General features: G+C 46.1%; 18 protein-coding genes. 13 read left to right on the top strand and 5 right to left on the bottom strand.

Features of this window, described 5'->3' with window-relative positions; translation table 11 throughout:
• Nucleotides 1-241: 241 nt before the first annotated feature.
• The 6 genes from AC5JBY_RS22910 to AC5JBY_RS22885 all read left to right on the top strand — a co-directional run bounded on the left by AC5JBY_RS22910 (nt 242) and on the right by AC5JBY_RS22885 (nt 8,511).
• Nucleotides 242-2,155, top strand: a complete 1,914-nt coding sequence (locus AC5JBY_RS22910; RefSeq protein ID WP_495906990.1) for a DNA topoisomerase IV subunit B — start codon at nt 242-244, stop codon at nt 2,153-2,155.
• A gap of 3 nt (nt 2,156-2,158) precedes the next feature.
• Entirely contained in the window at nt 2,159-2,944 is a 786-nt protein-coding gene (locus AC5JBY_RS22905) for a class I SAM-dependent methyltransferase (protein WP_495906989.1), read from the top strand.
• An 8-nt stretch (nt 2,945-2,952) separates the two neighbouring features.
• Nucleotides 2,953-3,792: a DUF1835 domain-containing protein gene (locus AC5JBY_RS22900; RefSeq protein WP_495906988.1), complete on the top strand. Its 840-nt coding sequence runs from the start codon at nt 2,953-2,955 to the stop codon at nt 3,790-3,792.
• Entirely contained in the window at nt 3,785-5,152 is a 1,368-nt protein-coding gene (locus tag AC5JBY_RS22895; protein ID WP_495906987.1) for a serine hydrolase, read from the top strand. The genes AC5JBY_RS22900 and AC5JBY_RS22895 overlap by 8 nt, the downstream gene beginning before the upstream one ends.
• A 28-nt stretch (nt 5,153-5,180) precedes the next feature.
• Complete coding sequence (locus tag AC5JBY_RS22890; RefSeq protein ID WP_495906986.1) at nt 5,181-7,703, top strand: DNA gyrase/topoisomerase IV subunit A; 2,523 nt, start codon at nt 5,181-5,183, stop codon at nt 7,701-7,703.
• An 88-nt stretch (nt 7,704-7,791) separates the two neighbouring features.
• On the top strand, nt 7,792-8,511 hold the full coding sequence (locus AC5JBY_RS22885; protein ID WP_495906985.1) for a hypothetical protein: 720 nt from the start codon (nt 7,792-7,794) through the stop codon (nt 8,509-8,511).
• A 15-nt stretch (nt 8,512-8,526) separates the two neighbouring features.
• Here the strand turns inward: AC5JBY_RS22885 and AC5JBY_RS22880 are convergent, their stop codons facing one another.
• The 3 genes from AC5JBY_RS22880 to accD all read right to left on the bottom strand — a co-directional run bounded on the left by AC5JBY_RS22880 (nt 8,527) and on the right by accD (nt 11,037).
• The gene (locus AC5JBY_RS22880; RefSeq protein ID WP_495906984.1) at nt 8,527-9,504 is read right to left on the bottom strand and encodes a hypothetical protein; all 978 of its coding nucleotides are present in this window, start codon (nt 9,502-9,504) and stop codon (nt 8,527-8,529) included.
• 98 nt (nt 9,505-9,602) lie between these two features.
• Nucleotides 9,603-10,040, bottom strand: a complete 438-nt coding sequence (gene smpB / locus AC5JBY_RS22875; RefSeq protein WP_495906983.1) for an SsrA-binding protein SmpB — start codon at nt 10,038-10,040, stop codon at nt 9,603-9,605.
• 85 nt (nt 10,041-10,125) lie between these two features.
• Nucleotides 10,126-11,037, bottom strand: coding sequence for an acetyl-CoA carboxylase, carboxyltransferase subunit beta (accD, locus tag AC5JBY_RS22870; RefSeq protein WP_495906982.1), 912 nt, complete (start codon nt 11,035-11,037; stop codon nt 10,126-10,128).
• Nucleotides 11,038-11,428: 391 nt separating this feature from the next.
• Between accD and AC5JBY_RS22865 the strand changes: the two genes are divergently transcribed.
• The 6 genes from AC5JBY_RS22865 to AC5JBY_RS22840 all read left to right on the top strand — a co-directional run bounded on the left by AC5JBY_RS22865 (nt 11,429) and on the right by AC5JBY_RS22840 (nt 19,602).
• Nucleotides 11,429-12,133: a succinate dehydrogenase cytochrome b subunit gene (locus AC5JBY_RS22865; protein ID WP_495906981.1), complete on the top strand. Its 705-nt coding sequence runs from the start codon at nt 11,429-11,431 to the stop codon at nt 12,131-12,133.
• Between the two features lie 62 nt (nt 12,134-12,195).
• Complete coding sequence (locus AC5JBY_RS22860) at nt 12,196-14,169, top strand: fumarate reductase/succinate dehydrogenase flavoprotein subunit (RefSeq protein ID WP_495906980.1); 1,974 nt, start codon at nt 12,196-12,198, stop codon at nt 14,167-14,169.
• Nucleotides 14,170-14,210: 41 nt separating this feature from the next.
• A complete protein-coding gene (locus AC5JBY_RS22855) occupies nt 14,211-14,975 on the top strand; it encodes a succinate dehydrogenase/fumarate reductase iron-sulfur subunit (protein ID WP_495906979.1) in 765 nt (254 codons plus the stop codon).
• Nucleotides 14,976-15,078: 103 nt separating this feature from the next.
• On the top strand, nt 15,079-15,564 hold the full coding sequence (locus AC5JBY_RS22850; RefSeq protein WP_495906978.1) for a VOC family protein: 486 nt from the start codon (nt 15,079-15,081) through the stop codon (nt 15,562-15,564).
• 102 nt (nt 15,565-15,666) lie between these two features.
• Nucleotides 15,667-17,811, top strand: a complete 2,145-nt coding sequence (locus AC5JBY_RS22845) for a S9 family peptidase (RefSeq protein WP_495906977.1) — start codon at nt 15,667-15,669, stop codon at nt 17,809-17,811.
• 171 nt (nt 17,812-17,982) lie between these two features.
• Nucleotides 17,983-19,602 (top strand): ABC-F family ATP-binding cassette domain-containing protein, encoded by a 1,620-nt coding sequence (locus AC5JBY_RS22840; RefSeq protein WP_495906976.1) that lies wholly within the window; start codon nt 17,983-17,985, stop codon nt 19,600-19,602.
• A 45-nt stretch (nt 19,603-19,647) separates the two neighbouring features.
• On the opposite strand, the gene AC5JBY_RS22835 is transcribed toward AC5JBY_RS22840, so the two are convergent.
• Nucleotides 19,648-20,469, bottom strand: coding sequence for a hypothetical protein (locus AC5JBY_RS22835; protein WP_495906975.1), 822 nt, complete (start codon nt 20,467-20,469; stop codon nt 19,648-19,650).
• A gap of 204 nt (nt 20,470-20,673) precedes the next feature.
• Here AC5JBY_RS22835 and AC5JBY_RS22830 point away from each other — a divergent pair, with 204 nt between their 5' ends.
• Nucleotides 20,674-24,183, top strand: a complete 3,510-nt coding sequence (locus tag AC5JBY_RS22830; protein WP_495906974.1) for a DUF8818 domain-containing protein — start codon at nt 20,674-20,676, stop codon at nt 24,181-24,183.
• A gap of 64 nt (nt 24,184-24,247) precedes the next feature.
• Here AC5JBY_RS22830 and AC5JBY_RS22825 read toward each other — a convergent pair whose 3' ends face one another.
• Nucleotides 24,248-25,225 carry a DUF8428 domain-containing protein gene (locus AC5JBY_RS22825; RefSeq protein ID WP_495906973.1) on the bottom strand — a complete coding sequence of 326 codons (978 nt, stop codon included), beginning with the start codon at nt 25,223-25,225 and terminating at the stop codon, nt 24,248-24,250.
• Between the last annotated feature and the right edge of the window lie 227 nt (nt 25,226-25,452).

Raw genomic sequence — 25,452 nt, 5'->3', positions numbered from 1 at the left:
TATGCCGGCGCAACGGCCAAAATATGATGCAAATTGTTCATCATCAACAGCTTTTTTCCACAAATCGTTAATATTTAGCGCAAAGGGCTTGTGACCTGCTTTTGCTATATTTGCCCGTCCCTGAAAAGGGGCACAGGGCACTGCCGTGTCCATGAATAAGTGTAAAAGGTTTATAACCAATACTATATAAAACCCGAGTTAATAACCAAAAAGATTGCTCCGCCCGGCGGAGGATTGGAATATGGCAAAAGAAAAAGATAGCAACCTGTTTGATTACAACGAAGAATCGATCCGTAGCCTTGACTGGCGGGAGCATATTCGCCTGCGCCCCGGTATGTATATCGGGAAACTGGGCGATGGCAGCAGCCCCGACGATGGTATCTATGTATTAATAAAAGAGGTGATCGACAACTGTATCGATGAGCATACCATGGGTTATGGTAAGCACGTGGATATCACGATCGAGGGTAAAACTGTTACCATACGGGATTATGGTCGCGGCATTCCGCTCGGTAAAGTGGTGGATGTAGTGAGCAAGATCAATACCGGCGCCAAATACGATAGTAAGGCGTTCCAGAAGAGTGTGGGCCTTAACGGTGTGGGTACCAAGGCGGTGAATGCCCTGAGTAACTACTTTAAGGTAACGGCTTTCCGTGAAGGAAAAGAAAAGACCGCTGAGTTTGAACGCGGCGTGTTAACAAAAGAACATAAAGAAGTAAAGACGACTGAAGAGAACGGTACCATGGTGTCTTTTGTACCAGATGATACGGTGTTCAAGAACTTCCATTTTATTCATGAATACCTGGATGGTCAGCTCTGGAACTATTGTTACCTCAATGCTGGTCTGGTCATCAACCTCAACGGTAAGAAATATGTGAGTAAGAATGGCTTGCTCGATCTGTTGCATCGCAAGACCAATGAGGATGAGTTGCGCTACCCCGTTATCCACCTTAAAGGCGAGGATATCGAAGTAGCGATTACACATGAAAATCAATACGGCGAAGAGTATTACTCTTTCGTGAATGGTCAATATACAACGCAGGGTGGTACGCACCTCGCGGCTTTCCGGGAAGGGTATGTAAAGACCATCCGTGATTTCTTTAAGAAGGATTATGACGCGGCGGATATCCGTGCCAGCATTTGTGCGGCGGTGTCTGTTCGTGTTCAGGAGCCGGTGTTCGAGAGCCAGACGAAAACGAAGCTGGGTTCACAGGTGGTATTCGATGGTGGTCCTACCATGCGGAACTTTGTAGGTGATTTCCTTTCGAAGGAGCTGGACAACTTCCTGCACCGTAACCCCACTACTGCTGAAGCGTTGAAGAAACGTATCGAACAGAGTGAGCGCGAGCGTAAGGAGTTGGCGGGCATCAAGAAACTGGCCAATGAGCGGGCGAAGAAGGCTAACCTGCACAACCGTAAGTTGCGCGACTGTCGCTATCACCTCAATGATGAAGCAACCGGTAAAGAAAAGGATACCATTTTAGAAAAACAAAAGGAGAGCACCATCTTCATTACGGAAGGTGACTCTGCAAGTGGATCTATTACTAAGGCCCGCAGTGTGGAAACGCAGGCGGTATTCAGTTTGCGTGGTAAGCCGCTGAACTGTTTTGGCCTTACCAAGAAAGTGGTGTATGAGAACGAAGAGTTCAACCTGCTGCAACATGCGCTCAATATTGAAGAAGGGTATGAAGGGTTGCGTTATAACAATATTGTGATCGCTACCGATGCCGACGTGGATGGTATGCACATCCGCCTGTTGCTGATGACTTTCTTCCTGCAATTCTTCCCCGACCTGGTGAAGAACCAGCACGTCTATATTCTGGAAACGCCTCTGTTTCGCGTTCGTAACAAACAGGAGACTATCTACTGTTATGACGAAGGTGAGAAGCAGGCTGCCATCAAAAAGCTGGGGGGCAAGCCGGAGATCACGCGCTTTAAAGGGTTGGGTGAAATTTCTCCTGATGAGTTTGCCCGTTTTATCGGTGTAGATATGCGCAAGGAGCCGGTGATCATCGAACAGGGAGAGCATATTCAGCAACTGCTGGAATATTATATGGGTAAGAACACGCAGGAGCGTCAGGAATTCATCATCGATAACCTGAAAGTGGAGCTGGACCTGGTGGAAGAAGAAGCTGCAACTGAAAAGAAGGGATAATCTATGTTTGAATTTCATGCCGACAGGAAGCGATACTTTGATATTCAGCGTGAGAATGCGTTGAAGTATGTGATTCCGTTTATCGAGGAGCGGGTTCCTGTGAAGCCTGGGCAGCGCGTGCTGGAAATTGGATGCGGTGAGGCTGGTGTGTTGCTGGCTTTCCTGGAAAAGGGCTGCACCGGAGTAGGGGTGGAACTGGATTCTCCACGTCTGGTTCATGCGGCCGAATGGACGAAGGAATATGTCGATGCCGGTAGAGTACAATACATAGATAAAGACATTTATAAAGTAGATGTAGAGCGGGAATTGGGAGGTAAGTTTGATATCATCATCCTGAAAGATGTTATCGAGCATATTCATGATCAGCCAAAGCTGATCGCTGAGATGAAACGGCTGTTGCAGCCAAATGGGGTGATCTTCTTTGGCTTTCCGCCCTGGCAAATGCCTTTTGGTGGTCATCAGCAAATGTGCCATGGCAAATGGTTGAGCAAACTTCCCTGGTATCACCTGCTGCCGAGAGGCCTGTACCGTTACATCCTGAAGCGGAATGGAGAGCCGGTTGATGCACTGCTGGAAATCAGGGATACACGTATCTCTATAGAGAAGTTTGAAAGGATTACCAAAAAGACAGGTTATAAGATCAGTTTGAAACGGCATTACCTGTTCAATCCGATCTATGAATATAAATTTGGCTGGAAGGCCCGGGAGCAGTTTCCGATCATAAGGAATATTCCCTGGCTAAGGAATTTTGTAACGACTTGTGTTTACTATCTCATAACACCTGAATAACTGTTGTAATGATCCATATCGTTTTTAATGAAGCTGATGTTGATGTGCTGAAAAAGGCCATCGAGCTGGATACATCCCTGGAAGGAGATGTCATTCAGGTAAAAGATGATTATGCAGTAGGTCCGTTGGCTGGCATCTATACTACTGAAGGTATTGAAGCGCGCAGGCAATGGTGGCGTGATGTGCTGGCCGGTGGCGATTATGCCGGCAAGGTAGATGAGGGAACCATCGATGATAATAAACTGGTGGCCGATCTGATAGAACGTTTGCAGAACGATCCTGCCGAACTGGTGTGGATATGGGCTGCTCAGAATAAGCATGATGTGAGTGGTTATTACTGGCTGATGAGTCAGCTGAAAGATTTCCAGAGCAGGATATATATATTATACCTGAACAACCTGCCTTTCATCAATGAAAAGGGATTGATCTTTTATCCTGAATGGCTGCATGTTATTCCGCCCAAAGAGTTCCTGAAAGCAAGGAAGCTGGCACGCCCTATCACGCTTAGTGAATTTGAAGTAGATCCGGACGAGTGGGCCAAGTTGCAACAGGAGGAGGGGAAAGGTGTACGCTTGCTGGAAGGGGGCAAAAAGCTGTCCCAACAGGATTATACCTATTATGATGCCGACCTGCGGAAATACATTACCGGCGATTGGCAGAAGGCGTCAAAGATCATTAACCAATTCCTGAGCAAGAATAAGCAAACCACTGGCGATGCTTATGTATTATGGCGCCTGAAGACACTGTTGTCGACAGGAGAGTTTGATGTACAGGGTGAGGTAAGGAATATGAAAGAGTTTGAAGTAAAGAATAAAGTTGCGCAAACTGCGGAGGCGACCAATGCTTAAGCGAATCATGAAATATAAGTTCTGGCTGGCGCTGGTGATCGCTTTGCAGTTTTCGGGCAGCGTCAATACGGTCAATGCCCAATCGGATGCAGACAAGATCAATGAGCTGTTGACGGCTTATGCCCGGCAATACAAGTTCAATGGCACTGCATTGGTGGTTAGCAAAGGCCAGGTTGTTTTCAGCAAGGGATATGGATTTAAAAATACGAAGGACAGTACGTATAATGATGTGAACTCCATCTTTCAGATAGGTTCTGTCACCAAGCAGTTTACGGCCACCATCATCCTGCAATTGCAGGATCAGAAGAAGTTGTCGCTGCAGGACAAGCTCAGTAAATACTTTCCCGCATTTTCATGGGCCGATTCCATTACCATTGAAAACCTGCTGACGCATACATCGGGTATTTACAACTATACCAAAGACAGTAAGTTTATGACCACTGAGGCTACTAAACCTGCCTCACAGGAAAAGATCTTTGCTTTGTTTAAGGATAAGCCGCTGGCATTTAGACCGGGTACTGACTTTTCTTATAGTAACTCCGGTTATATGTTGCTTGGATATATCATTGAAAAGATTACCGGGCAGCCTTATGAACAGGTTGTTCGTGAACGCATCTTCAAGCCACTGGGGATGACGCATAGTGGCTTTGATTTTGCCCATTTGACTGATCCCCATAAGGCTACTGGTTATTCACTGTATACGGAAAAGATAAAAGTGCCGGCTGTTATTGTAGATTCTACAGCCTCTTTTGCAGCAGGTGCGATCTATACCACTGTCAATGACCTGTGGGAATGGCACAAGGGGCTGATGAAGAACACGGTCATCAAAGCAGCTTCGCAGGAAAAAGCTTATACGCCTTATAAGGGAAATTATGGCTATGGCTGGATAATTGATACCATCTTTGGTAAAAGACGCATATCGCACGATGGTGGCATATTTGGGTTTGTTTCTGCTTTTGCACGTATTCCGGCAGATGATGCCTGTGTAGTGCTGCTGGCCAATATGGGTACGGGTTCATTAGGCGACATCTGCGAGGGGATATTGTCCATCCTGTATAATCAGCCTTATGAAATGCCGAAGGAAAAAGTGGCTATTAAAGTAGATACGGCCATTCTGCAGCAATATGCCGGTGAATATGAATTAAAGCCTGGATTTACCATTACCATATGGGTAGCGAATGATGGATTGAAAGGAAGGGCAACAGGCCAGTCCGAATTTGACATGTTTGCCGAAACGCAAAGCAAGTTCTTTTTAAAAGTGGTAGATGCTTCTGCAGAGTTTATAAAAGATGCCGATGGAAAAGTCATTACAATGATCTGGACACAGGGGGCATCCATATCAGCGAAGCGAATAAAATAAATGAGCATTTAGCTTTATAACATTATCTATGGCAAAATCAAAAATAAACGAACAGGCTTTTAATCTTGACAGTGGGTTGACGGGTCAGTACAAGACCTGGTTCCTGGATTACGCTTCTTATGTAATCCTGGAAAGAGCGGTGCCTGCTGTTGAAGATGGGTTGAAACCCGTGCAACGGCGTATCCTGCACGCCATGAAGGAAATGGATGATGGCCGTTATAATAAGGTGGCCAATATCATCGGTCAGGCCATGCAATATCACCCGCATGGTGATGCCAGCATTGGTGATGCGTTGGTAAACATGGGTCAGAAAGACCTTTTGATCGATACACAAGGTAACTGGGGTGATGTGCGTACGGGGGATGATGCGGCTGCTGCCCGTTATATCGAGGCGCGCCTCAGCAAGTTTGCGCTGGATGTAGCTTTCAATGCCAAGACCACTGATTGGGCCCTGAGTTATGATGGCCGTAAGAACGAGCCGGTAACGCTGCCCATGAAATTTCCGCTGCTGCTGGCACAGGGTGCGGAGGGTATTGCAGTAGGTCTTGCTACAAAAATATTACCGCACAACTTCATCGAGTTGATCGAGGCAGCTATTAAATACCTGCGCGGTAAGAAGTTCGAGTTACTGCCCGACTTCCAGACCGGTGGTATGATTGATGCTACTAATTACAATGAGGGTAAGCGTGGCGGCAAGGTACGTGTACGTGCACACATCGAAGAGCTGGATAAAAAGACCTTACTCATCAAGGATGTACCTTATGGTGTTACTACTGCCCAGTTGATGGACTCTATTGTGAAGGCCAACGACCAGGGTAAGATCAAGATCAAGAAGGTAACGGATAATACTGCTGCTGAAGTAGAGGTGCAGGTTGATCTGGCGCCTGGTATTTCTCCGGATATTACCATCGATGCGTTGTATGCTTTCACGGATTGTGAAGTAAGCATTTCACCCAATGCCTGCGTGATCGTTGAGAAGAAACCTCAGTTCCTCAGCGTATATGAGTTGCTACGCTTATCGGTAGATAGGACCAAAGATCTACTGAAACGTGAATTGGAGATCAAGCTGGCCGAGCTGCAGGAGAAATGGCATTATACTTCATTGGAAAAGATCTTCTTCGAAGAAAAGATATATAAAGAATTAGAGAAGAAGCACGAAACCTGGGATAAGGTGTTGCTGGCCATCGCCAAGGCGTTTGAGCCGTTCAGAAAGCAGCTGAGGCGCGATATAACCCGGGAAGATATAGTGAAGCTGACAGAAAAACCGGTACGTCGTATTTACAAGCTGGATATCGATGAGCTCAATGATCAGATCAAAGGGTTGGAGAAAGAGATCAAGCAAGTGAAGCATGACCTGAATAACCTCGTTGATTTTACGGTGGCGTACTATGAAAATCTGCTGAGCAAGTATGGTAAGGGCAGGGAGCGTAAGACAGAGATCAAGCAGTTTGAAGCTATTCAGGCCAAGCAGGTGGCCATCGCTAATATCAAGCTGTATGTGAACCGCGCTGATGGTTTTGTGGGCTCAGGTTTGAAGAAAGATGAATTTGTAGGTGATGTATCTGCGCTGGATGATGTAATCGTATTTACCAAGAGTGGTAAGATGAAGATCGTGAAGGTGTCTGATAAGGCTTTTATCGGTAAGGACATCATTCACGTGGCCATCTTCCAGAAGAATGACGAGCGTACTACTTACAATATGATCTACGTTGATAGCAAGTCTGGCATTGCTTATGCCAAGCGCTTCAACGTAACTGGTATCACACGGGATAAGGAATATGACCTTACCAAGGGTGATGAGAAGAGTAAAGTGCATTATTTTACGGCTAACGCCAATGGCGAAGCGGAGATCGTAAAGATCGTATTGAACCCTAATAGCTCTGCGCGTAACAAAGAGCTTGATTTTGCTTTTGAAGAGCTGGAGATCAAGAACCGCAGCAGCATGGGCAACCAGGTTACCAAGTACCCTATTAAGAGTGTTAAGTTCAAAGAAGCTGGCCGCTCTACGCTGGGTGGCAGGAAGTTGTGGTTCGATGACCAGTTTGGCCGCTTAAGTACGGAGGCGAAGGGTGAATACCTGGGCAGCTTCCAGCCGGAAGACAGGTTGTTGGTCATGTATCATGATGGCACTTATCAAATAGCCGATCAGGAACTTACCCGGAAGTTTGATCCCGAGCAGGTGGTAGAGATGGAGAAGTTTGATCCTGAGAAAACGGTTACTGCTATTTACCTCGATAATGATAAGCAGCAGTTCAATGTAAAGCGTTTCAAGATCGAGACCACTACGTTGAACAATAAGTTTACGTTTATCAAGGAAGGGGAGGGTAATTACCTCGAAGCGGTGACCACGCACCCTGAGCCTATTGTGATGATCAAATCGGGCCGTGGCGCACAGGCGCGTACGCAAAAGATCAAGATCAATGACTTTGTGGAAGTGATGGGCTGGAAAGCGGTTGGTAATAAGCTGGCTGACTTTACGAAGAGTACTGAATTTGAATGGACCATGAAGGTGATCAAGGAAAAAGATTCCGATCAGCCTGAGCTATTTTAATCCAGGCTCCATACATGCATAAGATTGCAGGGCTGCCCTTCGTTAATGGGTAGCCCTGTTTACGATACCTTAACCCAAATCGTGTATAATGAAAAGGATTTTACTCTATTGTCTGGTGATTGCGTCTTTGGCTACCAGTTGTAGCAAAGAGATCAGTGTTGAAACCAATGGCAATGGACCGGGCGGCGGCCCCGGAACTGGTGGGGGCGGTGGCGGTTCGTCATCCGGGAATGATACTTATCAGCCTGTTTCTAAAAACAGCACCTGGAAATACGTACTTACTGGTGTATTCCCAGGGGAAACAACTATAACCAGCACAGGTAATACAAGGGTTGTAAATGGCCTCTCCTGTTTCGTGTTTACAAGCACAAGTACTATTGCCAATGCTGCGGGCGAAGGGTTGTTTGCAATCAAAGATCATAATTATTATACAGTTCAGAAAGGGACTTCTCCCAATACGGGCGCTGCGTTTGATGTTAACCTCTTATACCTGAATGATACTGCTTCTGTTGGGTATAAGTGGAGTTATGAAGCTGGCCATGGTAACGGATTTACGGCCATTATAGATGGAGCCATCATTACAAAAGGAACCACAATGACAGTGGAAGGAAAAGTTTATAATGATGTGATTCGTACGGAAATGGTACTCAAATATGATATACCGATGCTGGGAGTATTGACATTTGCGACCTACGATTATTATGTGGCAAAGAATATCGGCATAATAAAGGTAGATTCAAAGGGTGATCCGGTATGGGGAGGCGGCTTACTGTCGGAAATGAACCTGGTTAGCCATTCTATAAAATAATAGTCAATTAGCGCGTCACTTCTTTTTCTTGCGTAGCCGCACCAGTGCATTTTGGTGGAGGCTGCTGGACAGGTACATTTCGTACCGGTGTTTTCCGTCTGTAATGACCATAAGGGCTGTATTGGGGGGGTATTTACCAAGGTTTTCAGCAAACATACCTATCTCACTTACCGGTCTTTTATCATCGAGCACTACATAGAGCGTGATCGCTTTTGCACTCAGTTCCTGCTTTACCATGATGGGCGTTTTATTCAATAACACGCTAATGGTGTCATGGTCGATATCGCCGTTATCGTAAAAGCTGATGCGGATAGAGTCTCCTTCTATTTCCAACTCCTGTGTATAGATGTTCTTCCTGCTCTCAAAGTTTTCTACGAGTTTCTTTGCAACTACATCCTCTACTTTGGTGGGAGTTAATACCAGGGAGTCTTTGGCAAATGTTGCTGTAGAGGTTGCCGGCTTGTCTTCAGGCGTATTGGCAACAATCACATCTTCCTGTTGCGGTTTCCAGAACTTCTGACCGGTTACTACATTGTCCAGCATGCTGTCCTGATCGGCAGCGATGTCCAACGTAAAGCTGGTGCGCAGTTCGGGGCAGGTATATTTATATTTGGGTTCGGTGAGAAAAGAGCCGCTAAGGGTGCTTTGGGCCTGGCTCACCATCAGTTTACCATAGAAGTTCATAGGGCATTCAATACCGCCGCGTGTAGACGAGCTGTAATGAAACATGGATAGGTTGGGGATCGTTACTTCGCGGGTTGTTTTGTTGTAACTGCCGCGCACAAAGAAGCTTTGATAACTGTCCTTGAAGTAATAACCGAAAATGCCTTCTACTTCGTCGCCTTTTTGTTTCAGGATAAATTCTGTGAGGTAGTTATTCTTAGTGCCCTGGCCTACTACATCGGCCCTGCCAAACCAGGCGCCGGTTATTGTTTGTGCTGCCACGTGGTGGGCTGCAAAAAGTGATAACAGGAGAAGCGTGTTTTTCAGCATACGTGAAATTAAGGAGAAAAAATCAAGCCAGTTTCATTTGGAGTCTTGAGTTCTGTACTGAGAGCCGAACGTCCACGCTTGGGAATAGAAATGGGGGATTATTTCATGTACCGCTTCAATTCGCGGTCATTATCGCGTTGCTTGATGGTCTCACGTTTATCATACAGCTTTTTGCCTTTGCCCAGCCCGATCTCTATTTTGGCCAGGCCGCCTTCGTTAAAGAAGATACGCAAAGGAACGATCGTATAGCCCTTTTCTTTAACCTTGCCTTCAATCTTGCGCAATTCCTTTTTTTGTAGCAAGAGCTTCCGTTCGCGAATAGGGTTGTGGTTGTTGCCGATGCCGTGGGAGTATTCTGAAATGTGCAGGCTTTTGATCCACAGCTCGCCTTTCTGAAAATAACAATAACTATCATTAAAGCTGGCCCGGCCTTCGCGCAAGGCTTTTACTTCGGTGCCCAGCAATACAAGGCCTGCATCGTATTTGTCTTCGATGAAATACTCATGGTAGGCCGATTTGTTGCGAATTTCTGACATGGTGAATACAGGAGGCCGGAAGTAGGAGGTAAGAGAATTACCTATAACGTACTTACTTCCGGCCTCTTATTGCTTACTTCGTACTTTAGTTCTTAAACAATGAAAGCACAGTCGCCAGTTTGTCTTTCAACTCTTTGCGGTGTACGATGAAATCGAGGAAGCCGTGCTCCAGCAGGAATTCACTGCGCTGGAATCCTTCGGGCAGGTCCTTCTTGATGGTTTCTTTGATCACACGGGGGCCGGCAAAGCCGATAAGGGCGCCGGGTTCTGCAATGTTCAGGTCGCCCAGCATACCAAAGGAGGCTGAAATGCCGCCGAAGGACGGGTCTGTCAGGAAAGATATATATGGAATACCGGCATCTGTAAGTTGGGATAACTTACCTGATACCTTAGCCAATTGCATCAGTGAAAAAGCGCTTTCCATCATGCGCGCACCGCCCGATTTACAAATGATCATCAGGGGTATGCGGTGTTCCAGGCAAACATCGGCTGCCCGGGCTATCCGTTCTCCCATCACACTGCCCAATGAGCCGCCGATGAACTCGAAGTCCATACAGCCCACTACCAGGTCCAGCGATTTGACCTTACCTCTGGCAACGCGGATAGAGTCGGTGATATCGGTCTTGGCCCAGGTTTCCTGCAAGCGTTTGTCGTATGACTTCAGGTCGGTAAAGTGAAGGAAATCCTTGGAACGGATATTTTCAAACAGGACCTCGAAATGGTCCTCATCGAAAATGACATCAAAATATTCGGAACTGCCAATGCGGTGGTGGTAATTGCATTTGGGGCAAACAAACATATTTTCCCGGAGCTCGGTAACGGTGCATATATAACCACATTCCGGGCATTTGCTCCAGAGTCCTTCAGGTGTTTCTTTTTTTTCGGCGGTGCTGGTGAGAATTCCCTTCTTGATCCTTTTGAACCAACTGCTCTTCGTTTCTTCACTTTGTCCTTCTTCTCCTGCCAGATTGGCCTCAAAATCCTCTTCTTGCTTCATTAGGTCGATTTTAAGGGGGCTAAGATAGGTATTTTAGAATAAGTGAAAGAACTACAGCGAAAAGTGCGCCTGAAATGGATAAAATAAGTAAGTGGAGGAGGATGCGGAAAACGTGTCATTATTACAGTAAGGAAAAATGTTAACCGTTATCAATCATATATTGACCACATGGAATAACGAAATGATACCATTAATTGTATATATAATAGGAATTTTTTTACCGAAATATGATATTTCACGTTGCTGCGTTATTTTTGCGGTCGAAATCAGCCGAATAGATCACCTTGCCTCACGATGAATCCAATATAACTCATCCTGAGACTCGCCCAAGCAATCAATTATTTACAGATGGGACCACAGTTCCATCCGGCACTAAAAGGAAATATAAACGATGAAATGGTCTGCCTTCTTTACGTCCTCCATTGGTAAAAAACTGGTAATGAGCTTAACGGGTGTCTTTCTTATCACCTTCTTAGTTGTACACGCGGGGATCAATGCCTGCATTTTCGCCGATTTTTTCGATCCTACAGATGATGGAGAAATGTTTAACCGGGCTGCTCATTTTATGGGTTCCAGCTGGGTGATCCGCGCTGCAGAGATCGGTCTCTTTGCTTTTATCCTGCTGCACGTTATTCAGGGTTTTGCAGTAGAGATCCAAAACCGCAGTCGCCGGGGTGTAGGCTACGCCAAGCAAATGGGCAACAAGGGTAGCAAATGGTACAGCCGTTCTATGGGCTTGCTGGGTACTTTGCTGTTGTTGTTCCTGATCATGCATATTTCTCACTTCTGGGTGCCTTCCCGCATCACGGGGTTACCCGAAGCTTCTTATAATCCTGAGCACCACGACCTGTTCATTAAAATGATGGTGACATTTGAGAATCCTTTCATCGTTATATTATATGTGCTGGGTTGTATTTCCCTGGCTTATCACCTGGCGCATGGTTTTCAAAGCGCCTTCAGGACGCTGGGTGTATTCAACAAGCGTTACCTGATCTTGCTTCATGGTGTTGGTCTTGGATTTTCCATCCTGATACCATTGGTATTCGCACTCATGCCTATTGCCATGCATTTTCAGTGGATAGGTTTACAGAATTAAGCAAACAAAAAATTACTCTGGTGGCTTGCCTCCGGATACATTCAAAACCATAAATTGGTTATATGTTGAATTCAAGAATTCCAGCGGGTCCTTTAGAAGACAAGTGGACAGATTATAAAGGCCATTGTAAGCTGGTGAACCCGGCCAATAAACGCAGCATCGAGATCATTATCATTGGTACTGGACTGGCTGGCGCTTCGGCGGCAGCAGCGCTCGGTGAACTGGGTTATAAAGTGAAAACCTTTTGCTTCCAGGATTCTCCCCGCAGGGCTCACTCTATTGCTGCACAAGGTGGTATCAACGCTGCCAAGAATTATCAGAATGACGGTGACTCTGTGTTCCGTTTGTTTTACGATACTATTAAAGGTGGTGACTACCGCGCCCGTGAAGGCAACGTACACCGTCTGGCCGAAGTAAGTGCCAACATCATCGATCAGTGTGTGGCGCAGGGTGTTCCTTTTGCCCGTGAGTATGGTGGTTTGCTCAGTAACCGTTCTTTCGGTGGTACGCAGGTTCAAAGAACTTTTTATGCTGCCGGCCAAACCGGTCAGCAATTATTGATAGGTGCTTACCAGGCGTTGGAACGTCAGGTAGCACTGGGTAATGTGACACAGTACTCCCGCCATGAAATGCTGGACATCGTTAAGATCGATGGCAAGGCACGGGGTATTATCGCCCGGAACCTGGTAACAGGTCAACTGGAGCGTCATTTCGGACACGCTGTATTGTTGTGCAGTGGTGGATATGGCAACGTGTTCTACCTTTCAACCAATGCGATGGGTAGCAACGTTACTGCTGCCTGGAAAGCACACGTGAAGGGTGCTTATTTCGGTAACCCTTGCTATACGCAGATCCACCCCACTTGTATCCCTGTGAGTGGAGACCACCAGTCCAAGCTCACGCTGATGTCGGAGAGCTTGCGTAATGACGGTCGTATCTGGGTGCCTAAGAAGCAAGGCGATAACCGCCGCCCCAGTGAGATCCCGGAAGATGAAAGAGATTATTACCTCGAAAGAAGATATCCTGCTTTTGGTAACCTGGTACCGCGCGACGTGGCATCCCGGGCTGCTAAAGAGCGTTGCGATGCCGGTTATGGCGTAGGTACTTCCAAACAGGCTGTGTACTTAGACTACGCAGCGGCCATCGAGCGTTATGGAAAGATAGAATGCCGTAAGCTGGGTATCGAAAACCCATCTGCCGATGTGGTGCGCAAGCAAGGTGTTGCTGTAGTAAAGGAAAAGTATGGTAACCTGTTCGATATGTACGAAAAGATTACCGGTGAGAACCCTTACGAAGTGCCGATGCGTATCTATCCCGCGGTACACTATACCATGGGTGGCCTGTGGGTTGATTATGAACTGATGACCACTGTGCCCGGTCTCTATGCGTTGGGTGAAGCCAACTTCAGTGACCACGGTGCAAACCGTCTTGGTGCTTCTGCGCTGATGCAAGGGTTGGCTGATGGATATTTTGTAATTCCTTATACCATTGGTAACTACCTCGCTGATGATATTCGCACCAAACCTATCCCCACTACTGATCCGGCTTTTGAAGCAGCGGAAAAAGAAGTGAGAGACCGCATCGAGAAACTGATGGGCATCAAAGGAAAGCAAACAGTAGAAAGCTTCCACAAGCGCCTTGGCAAGATCATGTGGGATAAATGTGGCATGGCGCGTAATGAAAAGGGATTGCAGGAAGCGATCGTTGAAATACAGCAACTGAAGAAAGAATTCTGGAGCGATGTACGTATCCCCGGTGGTATCAATGAAATGAACCCCGAGCTGGACAAAGCGAACCGTGTAGCAGACTTTATCGAACTGGGCGAACTGATGTGTAAAGATGCCCTGAATCGTAGAGAAAGCTGTGGTGGTCACTTCCGCGAGGAGTCTCAAACCGAAGAAGGGGAAGCAGCACGCGACGACAACAACTTCCAGTATGTAGCTGCCTGGGAATTCAAAGCTGATAGCCAGTGGGAACTGCACAAGGAAACGTTGGAATTTGAAGTGGCCAAGCCATCTCAACGTTCTTACAAATAATCAAAAGTAAAGACACTTATACCCGGACTTAATAATATACTATGGAGCATTATAATATGAATCTGACCCTCAAGGTCTGGAGACAAAAGAATAAGGATGACAGGGGACAATTTGAAACCTACCAGGTGAAGGATGTTTCTTCGGAAATGTCTTTCCTGGAAATGTTCGACGTATTGAACGAAGAGTTGATCCGCGAAGGGAAGGACCCCATCACTTTCGACCACGACTGCCGTGAAGGTATCTGTGGCGCCTGCTCCATGTATATCGATGGCCGTCCGCATGGCCCCTGGCAAGCCAACACTACCTGCCAGCTTCACATGCGGGCTTACAAAGATGGCGATACCATCGTGGTAGAACCCTGGAGGGCTAAGGCTTTCCCGGTGATCAAAGACCTGATGGTAGACCGTTCTGCCTTCGACCGTATCATCCAGTCTGGTGGTTACATCTCTGTAAATACCGGTAACCCGGTAGATGCCAACGCTATCCCCATCGAAAAAGACAAGGCTGACCTGGCTTTCGCCAATGCTGCCTGTATCGGTTGTGGCGCCTGCGTAGCTGCTTGTAAGAACAGTTCAGCCATGCTCTTCGTATCTGCCAAAGTAAGTCACCTTGCCTTGTTACCTCAGGGCGATCCAGAGCGTAAAGACCGTGCTATCAATATGATCGCACAGATGGACAAGGAAGGATTTGGTGGCTGTACCAACACCGGTGCCTGCGAAGCAGTATGTCCTAAAGAGATCTCTATCAGCAACATTGCCCGCCTGAACAGCGAGTACCTGCGTGCAGGATTGACGATCGACAAATAAGGATTGACTGATAATATATTATCTTATCTATTGATAGAAACCGGCTTAAGGGCCGGTTTTTTCGTGCTTCAACTTTTCAACGCCAATTGTTGTTACTTTAGGGATGGAATACAAAGTCCCTTCTCAAACCCGTATTGGGCATGTGCACCTTAAAGTGGCTGACCTCGATAAGTCGCTGGCTTTTTATCGCGATCTGTTGGGATTTGAGGTGATGCAGCAGTATGGCTCTCAGGCCGTATTTATTTCTGCCGGCGGTTATCATCATCATATTGGTCTTAACACCTGGTATAGCCGCAATATGCCCCCGGCGCCACAAAAAGCCCCCGGCCTGTTTCATACGGCTATTTTATATCCCACCCGTAAAGACCTCGCCATCATTCTTAAACGGTTGATAGATGCTCAATATCCGTTGACAGGTTTGTCTGACCACGGCGTATCGGAAGCAATTTATCTTGATGATCCCGATGGAAATGGTGTGGAGTTGTATTGGGATAAACCCAGGGAGGCATGGCCGCTGGACGCCTCAGGTAATCTCCAAATGGTAACTGAGCATCTCGATGTGAAGGGGCTGCTGGCGCAAGCAGAGTAATCATCGCTACCCATTTCCCTTGAATTTTCTTTCTTTACACCAGAGGTAGTATTAGCTGTCTTGGGAATGAGTACTTTCATTCCCACTAAATTTACCTGCTGCATGAAAAATCTATGTTATTTGTTTTTGGCTGCCGCATCGGTGGCGGCCTGTAATCAAAGTTCTACTACCATGAAACCATATGAATGGCCAAAGGATCTTAAGACGCCTGTTGTTGACAAAGAACCCAAAGAGTTTAAAGCGCACGGCGATGTGCGTATCGATAATTACTATTGGCTGAACCAGCGCGAGAATGCGAAAGTGATCGACTATCTCAAAGCAGAAAATGCTTATCTCGATACCATGATGTCGGGCACAAAAGCCCTGCAGGAAAAGCTGTTTGCTGAAATGAAGGGGCGTATCAAGGAAAAGGATGAGTCATTGCCTTTTAAGAATAATGGCTATTGGTATTATTCCCGTTTCGAAGAAGGCAAGCAGTATCCCTTATTCTGCCGCAAGAAGGAAACGCTGGATGCTCCTGAAGAGATCATGCTCGATCAGAACAAGATGGCCGAAGGATTCAAGTACTATTCTGTGGGTGGCCGTGTAGTGAGCGACAACAATGAGTTGCTGGCTTATACCGTGGATTCTGTTAGCCGCCGCTTATACGGTCTGCGCGTAAAGAACCTGAAGACAGGTGAGATCTATCCTGAGAACATTCCCAATGTGGAAGGCGGCAGCGTGGCCTGGGCTGCTGATAACAAGACCATCTTCTACGTTAAGAAAGATGTGACTACTTTGTTGGGCTACCAGGTTTGGCGCCACGTATTGGGCTCCGATGCTCAAAAGGATGTGATGGTATATGAAGAGAAGGACAACCGTTTTTACATGGGGCTATTCCGTAGCAAGTCGAAGAAATATATCGGCATCGTTTCCGATCTCAACAATGTATCTACCGAATACCGCCTGTTGGAAGCTGCCAATCCTACCGGCGCTTTCAAGGTATTTGAGCCACGCCAGGACAACCTGCAGTATACCGTGGAGCACTTCAATGATAAGTTCTACATCGTTACTGATTGGGAGGCGCCCAATTATAAACTAATGGAAACGCCTGAAAATGCTACTGCGAAAGCAAACTGGAAAGAAGTGATCGCTCATCGCAAAGATGTATTCATTTCGGGCCTCACTGTATTTAAGGATCACCTCGTATTAGGCGAAGTAAAAGATGCCATGAATCAGATCCGTGTCATCAACCTCACCAACAAGAAGGATTATTATGTCTCTTTTGATGAGCCGGTATATACAGCATTCGTGAATGTGAATCCTGATTTCAATACCAACATTTTACGCTTCTCTTATACATCCATGACCACGCCTTCTTCCATTTATGACTATAATATGGAAACACAGCAGCGTGAGTTGAAGAAGCAAACAGAAGTGTTGGGTGGATTTAAGAAAGATGAATATGCTTCTGAGCGCATCTGGGCTACTGCCCGTGATGGTGTAAAAGTGCCTATATCGCTGGTGTATAAAAAAGGTATGAAGAAAGATGGCAGCAATCCTTTATTGTTGTATGCCTATGGTTCTTACGGTTCCAGCATGTTCCCAGGTTTCAACGGCAACGTGATCAGCTTGCTCGACCGTGGTTTTGTATATGCTGTAGCGCATATACGCGGTGGCCAGGAAATGGGCCGTCAGTGGTATGATGACGGTCACCTGTTCAAAAAGAAAAACACGTTCTACGATTTCATTGATTGCGGCGAATACCTCATCAGTGAAAAATATACAACCAAAGAACACCTGTATGCCAATGGCGGCAGCGCCGGCGGTTTGCTGATGGGTGCTATCACCAACATTCGTCCCGACCTGTGGCATGGTGTGGTGGCTGACGTACCCTTTGTGGATGTGATCACTACCATGAGCGATCCTTCTATTCCGCTTACTACGGGTGAATACAAAGAGTGGGGTAATCCAGCTGATAGTGCGGAATACTTCTACATCAAGTCTTATTCTCCTTACGATAATGTTGAAAAGAAAGCTTATCCCAACTTGCTGGTAACAACAGGTTTGCACGATTCTCAGGTGCAATATTTTGAGCCTGCCAAGTGGGTGGCCAAACTGCGGGAACTGAAAACCGACAGCAACATAGTGCTTTTCAAAACCAATATGGAAGCAGGCCACGGTGGTGCATCCGGCCGGTTCGATTACCTGAAGGATGTGGCACTGCGCTATGCCTTCTTCCTGGCATTGGAGGGAAAAGTGGAGTAAAGGAAAGTTGACAGGTTCACAAGTTGATAGGTTGATAAGGTAACTGGTTGATATACAGGGGGACGGATTTTAATACCGTTTCTTTGAAAATCAGGTACTTATCAACCTATTTACTTGTCAGCTAATCCACCTAATTATCGTACCTTTGCGCCCTGAAATTCCCTCGTAAATATGATATCGGTAAATAATGTAACGCTTTCGTTTGGTAAGCGCGTTTTGTTTGATGAAGTAAACCTTTCCTTTACAAAAGGCAATTGCTATGGAGTTATTGGCGCCAATGGTGCCGGTAAGTCTACTTTCCTGAAAATTCTGTCTGGTGAGATCGAGCCTAATAAAGGCACGGTAGACATTACGCCCGGCGAACGGATGGCTGTGTTGAACCAGAACCATTTCGCATTTGACGAATCCACTGTATTGAGTACGGTGATGATGGGGCACAGCAAACTGTGGAAGGTGATGCAGGAACGCGATGCGATCTATGCCAAGGAAGACTTCACCGAAGAAGATGGTATCAAGGCTGGTGAACTGGAAGGCGAGTTTGGGGAGATGGGCGGTTATACTGCCGAGAGTGATGCTGCTACTTTACTGAGTGAGCTGGGCGTAGAAGAAGAAGTACATCAAACGCTGATGAAAGACATCAGTGGTGCGCTTAAAGTACGCGTATTGTTGGCGCAGGCCCTGTTTGGTAATCCTGATATCCTCATTCTCGATGAGCCTACCAACAACCTTGACGTCGTAACTATTTCCTGGCTGGAGAACTTCCTGGCCGAATATGAAAATATTGTGATTGTTGTATCTCACGACCGTCACTTCCTCGACTCTGTGTGTACGCATGTGGCTGACGTAGATCGTCAGAAGATCAAGATCTACACTGGTAACTACACCTTCTGGTATGAAAGTAGCCAATTGGCTGCCCGTCAGCAGGGAGATAAGAATAAGAAGATGGAGGAAAAGCGTAAAGACCTGATGGACTTTATCGCGCGTTTCAGTGCCAACGCTTCTAAATCCAAGCAAGCCACTTCCCGTAAGAAGGCATTGGAAAAGCTGGTTATCGAAGATATCACGGCTTCCAATCGTAAATATCCTGGTATCATCTTCAAGCAACTGCGTGAAGTAGGTAACCAGATATTGAATGTAGAACAACTGTCTGCATCAACAGTGGATGGTCGTAACTTATTCAAGAATGTAAGTTTCACTGTCAATAAAGGCGATAAGATCGCTGTGGTAGCTGATGACCAGATGGCGGTTACTGCTTTCTTTGAGATCATCAATGGCAAGCAGACTGCCGATAGCGGTAAATTCGAATGGGGCACTACGGTATCTAAAGCCTACCTGCCTAATGACAACTCCGAGTTTTTTACCACCAGCTATAACCTGATGGATTGGTTGCGCCAGTATGTGCCACCGCATGTAACTGATGTGGATGAGCCTTTCCTGCGTGGTTTCCTGGGTAAGATGCTGTTCAGTGGAGATGAGATCATGAAGAAAACATCTGTATTGAGTGGTGGTGAGAAAGTGCGTTGTATGATCAGCCGTATGATGTTGCAAGATCCTAATGTGGTGATCCTCGACGAGCCTACCAACCACCTCGACCTGGAGTCTATTCAGGCTTTTAACGAAAGCATGGAAAACTTTAAAGGTATTGTACTGATCACTTCACATGACCATACCTTCCTGCAAACCGTGGCTAACCGCATCATCGAATTGACACCTGCCGGTGCTATCGATAAGCTGATGACCTTCGATGAATACCTCGAAGAAAAACAAGCCCGGAAGCTGAAAGTTGCTTAGTAAGTTTTGATAATATTTACAGGGCTGGCAGATTGCCAGCCTTTTTTATTTACCAAGGCGTAAGCTAAAGCCGGTTTGCATGTTAGCGGCATAAGAGCCAAGATTAAATTGGGCATACAACGTTGCTCTGTGTAGTCTTAAATGGACGGTCTGCGAAAAATAGGTTGGGGTAATGCTGTGTGAAACATCATCTCCCTGGAGCGTTTGGGGAGATACTACGCAGGCCATCTTATATCCCAACGCCTTATCATCGTCGAGACGACCTACTACTTCTGTAAAGAAGCTCATCGTGAAATAGTTGTTTTTCCGGCTTACAATATTGGCGACACCATCGGGTAAATCCTTTCTAAAGTCGAGGTACTTGCCAAACTCACTATTCCAGGATAGTTCGGTGCCGAATGCCCTCCACTCACTGCTCCGGCTAAATGGTACCACCACATTGATGCTACCCATCAGTCCCCAGGCGCCAAAAAACTTGTTGCCCGACCGGCTATTAATCGCTATTTCGTCGAATGGCCTGAAGCTGTTCGTTCGGGGAGTGTTTGTAGTGTCATTGGAGGTGATATATGGCCGTACGTCGTAAACACCCAGTGTTGTGTTGGCGCCGTAAGAGGCCTGGAACATGCCGAAATTATGACTTCTGTGCAGAGAGCCGCTAAAACTCCAGGTATTATCGTGCCATCTGTGATTGGCGCCGCCCACCATAAAGTTGATGCTGGCATAAGTGGCTGCGGCTATACTATCACTTTGTAAAGGGGTGGCTTTATAACTGCTGGTATTGCTGTGCAAGGGGCTTTGGTAAAAAGCATATTGCCGGCAGCCGGTAAATACGGTGATCAGTACGGCGAAGGGTATAAAATTCCTCATTGGTGTAGGGTGTCAGGTAAGCTATTGACACGATTATAGGCTGCGGCGTTGCACGCGGCTTTCCCAGTGCCTGATAAACAGTATAAAAGCCCGTGTTGAGGCAATAAAATCCTAATTTTAAGCGCTATAAACAGCGAGCAGCCTTTTCCGGAAGCCATGTGCCTTCCACTTCCGTAAAAGGATTCAGTAAAACGAAATTGCACCTTGTTGATCGGGAGGATATTGATACTCGCTTTATTGTGTCTACCCTTGCTGCAGCCGGCATTTGGCCAGGCTCCGCAGACAGGTAAACCTTTGTCCAACCTCCGCAAAAAGATCATCCTCGCCAACCAGCATGTTGTGCAGCTGGATACCTTAAGCATCATTCCCAAAACATTGTTCATTCCGGGCGTTCCGGATAGCCTTTACAGCCTCGACTTTGTGCGCGCCCGGCTTACCTGGAAAGCAAAACCAGTGCTCGATACCCTGACGGTCTATTACCGGGTATTTCCTGCAAAGCTGGATGCTGCCATGAACAGGATGCCTTACGACAGCATTATGAACAATTTTATCGGGCAACCATTTATGCCCAACTATGCTGGGGTGTCGCAGGCGGAAGGGTTCTTCAACTTCGGGAATATCAATTACAATGGTAGCTTTGGGCGGTCTATCTCGTTTGGTAACAGCCAGGACGCAGTAGTTTCTTCCAACCTCAACCTGCAATTGAATGGCTTTCTGGCTGATAGTATCGAGATCGTTGCAGCCATTACCGATAACAATATCCCTATTCAACCGGATGGCACTACCCAGGAGCTGAATGAGTTTGACCGCATCTTTCTTCAATTCAGGAAAAAGAACTGGCAGCTAAGCCTGGGTGATATCGATATCCGTCAGCAAAAGAGTTATTTCCTCAACTTCTATAAACGCTTGCAGGGTATCTCCTTCGAGACGCAAACCGCTATCACGGATAAGATCAGCAATAACCTGTTGGTGAGTGGTTCCATCGCCAAAGGAAAATTTACGCGCAATGTATTCAATGGCCAGGAAGGTAACCAGGGGCCATACCGTTTGCAAGGGGCAAATAATGAATTCTTCTTCGTTGTGCTGGCCAATACTGAACGGGTATTCATCGATGGAGAATTGCTGCAACGGGGCGAAGACCAGGACTATGTGATCAACTACAACACAGCCGAGATAGCCTTTACGCCCAAACGAATGATCACCAAGGATAGGCGTATCCAGGTGGAGTTTGAATATGCCGACAGGAACTACCTCAACTCGAATATCTACCTGGCCGATGAGGTGAAGCTGGGACAGAAAGCGGCATTACGAATAGGCTTTTTCAATAACGCAGATGCCAAGAGCTCACCCATCAACCAATCTTTGGACCCGCAGCAAAAGCAATTTCTGAATACCATTGGCGATAGTATTTCAAGGGCTTTTTATCCTACTGCCGACCTCGATACTTTTGCTGCCGGTAAGATTCTTTACAAAAAGATCGACACTACATGGAATGGTGCACCTACCCGCGATTCCATTTATGTATACAGCACTAACCCCGATAGTGCCCATTACAGTTTATCATTCATCGATGTGGGTGTAGGGAATGGCGATTATATTCCTGATCTCAATGGCGCCAATGGAAAGGTATACCGCTGGGTAGAGCCTGTTAATGGCAACAAACAGGGGCAATACGAGCCGGCTGTATTACTGGTAACTCCCAAGAAACAACAGCTTGTGAGCATTGGGCTGGACTATAACATTACGAAGAACACGATCCTGAATACAGAGGTCGCCATGAGTAGTTATGATGTAAATACATTTTCTTCGAAAGATAAAGGGAATGATAAGGGTTACGCTGGTAAAGTGCAATTGAAGAATACCTTACCATTTAAGTCTTCCAAGATTGGATTGCAGTTGGTGACAGAAGGAGGGTTTGAATACGTGGAAGCAAGGTTCAAACCACTGGAAAGATTAAGGAATGTAGAGTTTACACGTGACTGGGGATTACCGCTCCAGGTAACGTCCGATAATGAGGCTATTGCTACTGGCGCCGCCCAACTGGTGGACGCCAAAGGCAATTCTCTACGCTACCAGTTTACGCGTTATAACCGGGGTTCCGGTTTTACCGGGGTCCGTAATACAGTGGCGCACACTCATAACATCAAAGGCTGGAAGCTGAACAATGTGTTCATGTATTCAGCGGTAGATGCTACTACAGATAAAGGTTATTTCCTGCGCCCTACCATCGATATCTCACGTCAGTTTCCCCGATTGAAGAATTACACCCTGGGACTTAATTATTCGGTGGAGCATAATGAGATTCATAACAGGTTTTCCGACAGTGTCTCATTCCAAAGTTTTTCCTTCGAAAACTTCCAGGCGTCTATTAAATCAGACGGATCAAAACTCAATCGCTGGGGCGTTATTTATTTTACTCGTACGAATGCTTATCCGCTGGGAAAAGAGTTGGCTACTTCCGACCGCAGCCACAACGTCAATGTTTTTGCAGAGTTGCTTAAAAACGAAAGGCACCAGTTTCGCTTCAACGGTACTTACCGAACGCTCTCCATCCTGAATGATAAGGTAACCACACAGAAGCCCGATAACAGCCTCCTGGGCCGGGCAGAGTACTTGGTGAATGAATGGAGGGGATTGCTAACAGGTAATGTCCTGTATGAAGTAGGTGCAGGGCAGGAGCAGAAGCGTGATTTCGCTTACCTCGAAGTACCTGCCGGACAAGGGGAGTACACCTGGATCGATTATAATAATGATGGCATACAACAGCTTAATGAGTTTGAAGTGGCCCTGTTCCAGGATCAGGCAAAATACATCCGCATCTTCACGCCGACCAATCAATTTGTAAAAGCTAATTACAACACCTTCAACTATACGGTGGGTTTAAATCCCAGGTCCGTGATTAATATGGCGGAAGCAAAGCCTTTCATGAAGTTATTGGCCAATTTGAACCTGCAGTCATCTTTGCAGCTTAATAAGAAAGAATTAGCCAAAGGCATTGTACAGTTCAATCCTTTCAAGGCTCCGCTCAATGACACATCGTTAATCACCCTGAACTCCATATTTATCAATACGCTTTCATTCAACAGGTTTAGCCCGAAATGGGGCTTTGATATCAACAACTCACGCAACACCAATAAATCCCTGCTTACGTATGGCTATGAAAGCCGTAAGCTGGATGAATGGAACCTGCGGGGGCGCTGGAATATTACCCGGATGTTCATGCTGGAGCTGAGTGGAAAAACAGGCATCAACCAGCTCATCAGTTCCAATCCAAAATTCGACAACCGCAATTTTAAGATCGATCAATATTCCATAGAACCCCGGTTTACTTTTACCAAAGGGGCCAGTTTCAGGGCAATGGTGGGATACAAGTATGCTGATAAGAAGAACCAGACAGGCAGCCAGGAGAAATCATTGTCGAACTCGATCCTTTCCGAAGTAAAATATAACATCCTTCAAAGTACTTCTATACAGGCGCGCTTTACTTATAACAATATTACGTTTAGTTCACTCGATGCTACGCCCAATACCAACTCTCCGTCATCTTACATCATATTGGATGGATTATTACCCGGTAAAAACTTTTTGTGGAATTTGGACCTCACCAAGCGATTGTCCAACAACCTTGAAATGAACATCCAGTACGAAGGTCGTAAGCCAGGAACATCGAGGATCGTACATATTGGAAGGGCGGCCATCAGGGCTTTGCTGTAAAGACATAAAAAAACGTCCCGACAATTTGCCGGGACGTTTTTTTATAGATCTTATAGAAAGATTATTAAGAGAAGAGACCACCTTTCTTCAGCTCACGAACGCTTTCGCCGATCTTGAAGCCGTTGTGGTAAACTTCGATCTTGTAGTTACCTTTCTTGAAACCGCTGTTTTGTTTCCAGGGATATTCTACGTGTACTTTCTTACCAGTTTCGATAGTAACAGGCATTTTGAAAGTGTAGAACTTGTCACCTTCTTCACGGGTAGTGAAGGTGCCAGAACCCAGTGCTTCAACAGTTACAGGCTTACCTTCTGGGTCAGTTACTGCAACATATACGTCAGTAGAACCAGCTGGTGCGATACGGTTGTCAACATCGAAAGAGATAACCAGTTTGTCTACGCGTTTTGCTGTAGTAGTTACTTTTTCGCGACCACCACTCTTTTCGTTGATAGGAGTGATACCGATGTTTGAAGCGTTCAGAGTAGAAGCTACGTCTACTTTCTTTTCCAACTCTACCTTAGCGGTAGTAGTTGTAGTAAGATCAGTAGTAAGCTTTTCCTTGTCGGCTGTCAACTGAGTTTTTTCAGTAGTCAGCACTTGATTTTCCTGAGTCAGACGGGCAACTTCTGCTTCCAGATTACCGATCTTAGTGTTCAACTCAGTGATTTGAGAAGCCAGTTCTTTCTTCTCTCTTTCAGTCAGCCTTTCTTTTTTCAGTTTGGCTGCGATGTTATTCTTCATCTTTTGGATCTCGCTGTTACGCTCGCTCAGTTTACCTTCCAGTTCATTGTTATAACCGGTCAGTGAATCAAGACGGATAACTGCGGCATCAAAACTCTTTTGCAATTCATTCTTTGAGGAGTCAACTGCAACATATTGAGTTTGCAAAGACGTAATCTGTTGGTCAGACTTGTTCTTGTCCCACAGGAAATAACCCCAGGTTCCGAGGATACCAACGGCCAATAAGCCGATGATAAGGTTTTTAGAATCCTTTTTAGGAGGTTGATTTTGTGGACTGGCTGATGGATAATTGGTTGTGCTCATAATTAATATGTGTTTTCAAAAGTTTAAAATTTGGGTTGTAACCCCTATCATTCAGGTTGTCGATATTGGGTTAGTCCAAAACCATGCCAGAATTACCCGAGCAAGGGTGCATGGCGGGGTCAAAAACGCTGAAATGTAGTGTAGTATTGTGTTTTGGCCCTGTATATTTACTCCCCAAACTACCCTTTTTTTGGTGTAATATTGCACCAATTTCAAATACTTTACTT

This window comes from Paraflavitalea sp., assembly GCF_059502485.1.
This window is presented reverse-complemented; position numbering and strand designations above follow the sequence as displayed.

Coding starts and splice junctions, on each gene's coding strand:
- AC5JBY_RS22910 (WP_495906990.1), top strand. CDS start 242: ATGGCAAAAGAAAAAGATAGCAACCTGTTTGATTACAACGAAGAATCG.
- AC5JBY_RS22905 (WP_495906989.1), top strand. CDS start 2,159: ATGTTTGAATTTCATGCCGACAGGAAGCGATACTTTGATATTCAGCGT.
- AC5JBY_RS22900 (WP_495906988.1), top strand. CDS start 2,953: ATGATCCATATCGTTTTTAATGAAGCTGATGTTGATGTGCTGAAAAAG.
- AC5JBY_RS22895 (WP_495906987.1), top strand. CDS start 3,785: ATGCTTAAGCGAATCATGAAATATAAGTTCTGGCTGGCGCTGGTGATC.
- AC5JBY_RS22890 (WP_495906986.1), top strand. CDS start 5,181: ATGGCAAAATCAAAAATAAACGAACAGGCTTTTAATCTTGACAGTGGG.
- AC5JBY_RS22885 (WP_495906985.1), top strand. CDS start 7,792: ATGAAAAGGATTTTACTCTATTGTCTGGTGATTGCGTCTTTGGCTACC.
- AC5JBY_RS22880 (WP_495906984.1), bottom strand. CDS start 9,504: ATGCTGAAAAACACGCTTCTCCTGTTATCACTTTTTGCAGCCCACCAC.
- smpB (WP_495906983.1), bottom strand. CDS start 10,040: ATGTCAGAAATTCGCAACAAATCGGCCTACCATGAGTATTTCATCGAA.
- accD (WP_495906982.1), bottom strand. CDS start 11,037: ATGAAGCAAGAAGAGGATTTTGAGGCCAATCTGGCAGGAGAAGAAGGA.
- AC5JBY_RS22865 (WP_495906981.1), top strand. CDS start 11,429: ATGAAATGGTCTGCCTTCTTTACGTCCTCCATTGGTAAAAAACTGGTA.
- AC5JBY_RS22860 (WP_495906980.1), top strand. CDS start 12,196: ATGTTGAATTCAAGAATTCCAGCGGGTCCTTTAGAAGACAAGTGGACA.
- AC5JBY_RS22855 (WP_495906979.1), top strand. CDS start 14,211: ATGGAGCATTATAATATGAATCTGACCCTCAAGGTCTGGAGACAAAAG.
- AC5JBY_RS22850 (WP_495906978.1), top strand. CDS start 15,079: ATGGAATACAAAGTCCCTTCTCAAACCCGTATTGGGCATGTGCACCTT.
- AC5JBY_RS22845 (WP_495906977.1), top strand. CDS start 15,667: ATGAAAAATCTATGTTATTTGTTTTTGGCTGCCGCATCGGTGGCGGCC.
- AC5JBY_RS22840 (WP_495906976.1), top strand. CDS start 17,983: ATGATATCGGTAAATAATGTAACGCTTTCGTTTGGTAAGCGCGTTTTG.
- AC5JBY_RS22835 (WP_495906975.1), bottom strand. CDS start 20,469: ATGAGGAATTTTATACCCTTCGCCGTACTGATCACCGTATTTACCGGC.
- AC5JBY_RS22825 (WP_495906973.1), bottom strand. CDS start 25,225: ATGAGCACAACCAATTATCCATCAGCCAGTCCACAAAATCAACCTCCT.